5 protein-coding genes are annotated in these 4,018 nt (G+C 57.6%); all 5 read right to left on the bottom strand.

Annotated features, from left to right (window positions below; all coding sequences use genetic code 11):
- Window positions 1–1,415: ABC transporter permease subunit (locus RMO15_RS01070; RefSeq protein WP_309707046.1), on the bottom strand; the 1,415-nt coding region annotated here is incomplete at its 3' end.
- Between the two features lie 61 nt (window positions 1,416–1,476).
- A complete protein-coding gene (locus RMO15_RS01065; protein ID WP_309707044.1) occupies window positions 1,477–2,106 on the bottom strand; it encodes a HEAT repeat domain-containing protein in 630 nt (209 codons plus the stop codon).
- Complete coding sequence (locus RMO15_RS01060; protein WP_309707042.1) at window positions 2,093–2,779, bottom strand: hypothetical protein; 687 nt, start codon at window positions 2,777–2,779, stop codon at window positions 2,093–2,095. The genes RMO15_RS01065 and RMO15_RS01060 overlap by 14 nt, the downstream gene beginning before the upstream one ends.
- Window positions 2,746–3,426 carry a hypothetical protein gene (locus RMO15_RS01055; protein WP_309707040.1) on the bottom strand — a complete coding sequence of 227 codons (681 nt, stop codon included), beginning with the start codon at window positions 3,424–3,426 and terminating at the stop codon, window positions 2,746–2,748. Before RMO15_RS01055 ends, RMO15_RS01060 begins: the two co-directional genes overlap by 34 nt.
- Window positions 3,423–4,018: HEAT repeat domain-containing protein (locus tag RMO15_RS01050; RefSeq protein ID WP_309707038.1), on the bottom strand; the 596-nt coding region annotated here is incomplete at its 5' end. The genes RMO15_RS01055 and RMO15_RS01050, both read right to left, overlap by 4 nt.

Raw genomic sequence — 4,018 nt, 5'->3', positions numbered from 1 at the left:
AAGAGCGCATCGCCCTTGGCCTTGATCTTAAAGCGCGAGAAGGTGTAGGCCGCCAGCGTCCCCATGAAGACCGCGATCACGGTGGAGATCACGCTCACCAGGAGGCTGTTGCCCATCTGCCCCATGAACTTCTTGCCGTCTGTGGTCGTGAAGATCGCGGCGTAGTTCGCGCCGGTCGGGGTGAAGACGAACTTGGGCGGCATGGCATTCACATCGGTGTACTGCTTCAGCGATGTGGCGATCATCCAGCCCAGCGGGAAAAGATAGGCAAAGAGCGCCACGCCGATTCCGATAAAGGCGAGAATCGAGCGCACTTTTTTGGGAAGGTAGAACGTCCCCGCGATCAGCCCGCCCAGCACCGCAAGCCCGATCACAAAGAGCAGGCCGCCCGCCTTGAACGCGCCCCAGACCAGGAGAATTCCCAGCGAGGCAGGGGCCACTTTCTGGAGCGCTACCAGCCACGGCGTGTCCGGCGCAAAGAGCGGCGCGGCATCAAGCTTGGCCTCGCCACGCACGCGGGCCATCATCATGAGATACAGATTGGTCAGCCCGATAATCACCAGCAGAACGATATAAGCCAGCGCACAGGCTTTCCCTGTGTTCCAGTTGCGGAGCGCCTCGCGAAAGACCTGGATCGAGACCGTTTCTACAGTTGCGCCGCGCTCGGTCATGATCCACGCGAGATCAAACATCTTGAAGCTGTCGAGCGTGCGGAAGAGCAGCGCAATCAAGAGCAGCGGGGTGATGAAGGGCATCGTGATAAAGCGGAACCGAAACCACTCGCTGGCTCTATCTACGCTTGCGGCTTCATAAAGCGTTTTCGGGACGCTCGCCAGGCCCGCCAGAGCAATCAGCATCACAAACGGAGCCCACTGCCACGTGTCCGCGATCACCACCGACCAGAGCGCGTGGTCTTTATCGGTCCAGTTGATCGGCTTTTTCGGGTCCATCAGCCCCACCGAGCCCAGCAGCCAGTTGATCATCCCAAAATTGGTGTCGAGCAAGAAGCGCCAGAAAAGCCCCACGACCACCGAGCTGAGCATCATGGGCAGCAGAAAGAGCGTCGTGATGATGCCCTTGAGCTTGAAGCTGCGGTTCAGCAAGATCGCCAGCCCAAAGCCCACCGCAAGCTGGAGCCCCACCGCAAGCAAGACAAAGGCCGCCGTCGCCGTAAACGACTGCCAGACCTGCTCCCGGCTCATCATCTCGGTGTAGTTGGCATTGCCAATCCACTCGGCGGGCTTGTTGGCGTTGGCCTTGAACTTGGTAAAGCTCAGGCCCAGTGACCAGAAAAGCGGGAAGATGTTCATCGCCACGAGCAGCAAGATCGTGGGCAGCAGAAACAAATTAGCAACAGCGCGGTCGGTGAGCGCTTTTTTCGGCGAGGCGGGTGTAGAAGAGTCGGTGTTCGGCACGGATCAGTATACCAAACATGAGGGCCATCTCCCTGCATTTCGTCCGTAACTTAATTGTCTCTCATGAGAGCGTCGGTTTATCGGCAGGTAGAGGAAGCTCTTGGGCACGCATCTGTGGCCCAGATGCCGTCACAGGAAGGTCTTTCCACGGACGGGTCGCCTCCTCAATAACCTGGCGCACCTCACCAAACTCGTCTGGGCTAACATGCCACATATCACGCTTGAGTGCGGGCAGTGCAGCCCTCAGAGTAAGTGTGGGCGCTTTGTAGGCTAGCACACGAAGCCCCTCAGCGGCAATCCGAGAGATTTCACGCCCTGCCACTGACCCCTCACCCATCGTTTTTTTGTAGCAGGGCAAGAGCTCTATGAGTGCGGGAATCGTGGCGGGATTAGCGCTCTGAGCCAGCTTGGTCGCAAACTCAGTTAGCGCCTCCATTCGCGAGGGATCCCGCGGGCTCTCTTCCCAAAGTGCAATCAGCGCACCCACTGCCTGCGGCGCTCCAATTCCTGCTAGAGCGCACGCCGCGCAGGCTTTCACGAGAGCATTGGGGTGCTGGAGAGCGGCCAGCAGTTGCGGGACTGCGGCATCACTGGCTTCCACCAGCCTACCGAGTGCCATCAGCCGCACACCATAGTCTTGGCTTGCCAGCTTACCAATCAGCTCCCGAATATGCTCTTCAGTTGGTTCCATAGTTCCTCATCGTTTGCTCCGTCTCAGACTCGCCTCGTTCTGGTATGGTTGTCGGAAGTGGTAATCCCACCATGCTCGTCTTTAACTCTGATACCGCCAAGGGTAGGTCTTTCCAAAGGTGAGTTGCCTCGTCGATTTGTCTATAGGCTTCTGCAAACTCTTTAGGTACACCATGCCATAAATCCCGCTTAAGTAAGGGAAGGGCTACCCGGAGTTGTGGGGTGGGAGTATGACGTGCTAAGAGGATTAGTATATCGGCTGCTCTAAGGCTGGCTGTCTTCCCCACACTTGTGGTCTGTCCATGCGACATCACATTAAGATCGCGTTTGTAGCAGGTAAGCAGACGTAGAAGCGCAGGCAGGTTCTCCAGTCGCGCTTCGGCGGTGAAATGATCGACGAGACCTCGAAACGCTTCTATGACGACGGGATCATCAGGTCTCTCCTCCCAACACGAAACGACAGGCTCGACACACTCCAAAGTGCTAATCGCCGCCAGTGCACGAATCACATATCTCCAATGAATCTCAATGTTGTGTGAGACCACATTTAAAAGCATTGGTACCGTTGCCTCACCATACTCCACTAACTTTCCCAGCACAATAAGACGTGTCTTGTAGTGATTGCTCTGAAGCTGCTCAATCAGCTCCTGAATTTGCTCTTCAGTTGCTTCCATAAGTTTGTTTCTTCTTTCTCAGCCTCTGACCCATCCATGTCTTGCGCGGTTGCAGGAAGCGGTAGATTTATTGCGGTTGGGGCCACAGCAGCGGGGAGCGGGAGGTTTTTAAGGTGTTGCGTTGCGGCTTCGACGACAGCCTGCGTCTCTTTGAAATCCTCGGCGAGGGCTGGCCAAGTATAGCACAACCGTTTATGACAGCTCCGAAGCGGCTCCAGGGTTGCACGAAGCTCAACACAGGGGCGGTTTGTTGCCTCACGAAGAAGAGCGAGTAGGCACGGGGTCACGTTCTCATCCACCGTAAGGTCTACCAAGGCACAGGTGAGCCGGTCTGCGAGGAGCCGCGTTTCCAGTCGCTCTGTCATTGTCCAGCAAGCCTCCCATGCCAGCTCCTGCGCTCTTGTTTTCGGGTGCGATAGTCCTCTCAGTAGTGCCCACCAGACGGCCTCGTTAGCCACAGCTCCTTCGGCAAGTAAGTCACAAAGCTGCTGCCAGAGCCCCCTTCGAGCATTACTGGCCGCTGCAAGCGCTGCCTGCACTCCCTCTTTGGGTTGCTCGCTCAAAAGCTCCTGCCTAAAGCGCTCACGAACTTGCTGGCGAGCCTGTTCATTTCCCCTGCTGAGCCCCATTAGCCAGCGGGCATTCATACGTCGCTTTCCCTAATGTCTTGGTAAGGGAGAGGTAGGTTGCGGGTATCGGGCAGGCTCTGGGCAGGGATTGGGAGGTCTTTCCAGGCAGCCAGTAAGGTCTTGAGCTGCTTTTGAATCTGGGTGCACTCCTCGGGGACAACTCGGATCAGGTTCCCGCAAAAGAGCGGCAGGGTGGGCAGGAGCGCGGGGCCGGGAGCCGTCTGAGCGAGGCGCAAGAAGCCCTGCGCGGCGGCAATCGCGACGCCCCGGTGGTTAACATCGAAGCGAAACTCCTTGAATATCATCACGAGCCACGGCAGGTCGTCTAGGGTGGGCGCTTCGGCCAAGCGCTCCGTGATGGCAACCAGGGCATGGATTCGTGCCACAAGCAGATCGTCGTCTTGCTCGGCAAGTGGTAAGTCCACCAGCGGCCAGAACGCCCAGCGGCTCCCAATCTCCCCAAGTGCCTCAATGGCTCGCATCCGCGCCACAAACTTCGGGGAGCGTGTCACTTCAAGAAGCGCGGGCACTGCCTCCTCCCCCATGGCGACCAGTGCCGAAGATGCGGCCTTGCGGGTGGCATCATCAGTGGAATGTAGCTGCACGATGA

This window comes from Armatimonas sp. (genome assembly GCF_031410135.1).
Lineage (GTDB): Bacteria > Armatimonadota > Armatimonadia > Armatimonadales > Armatimonadaceae > Armatimonas.
The sequence above is the reverse complement of the archived record's forward strand: the minus strand, read 5'-3'. Positions and strand labels throughout refer to the sequence as shown.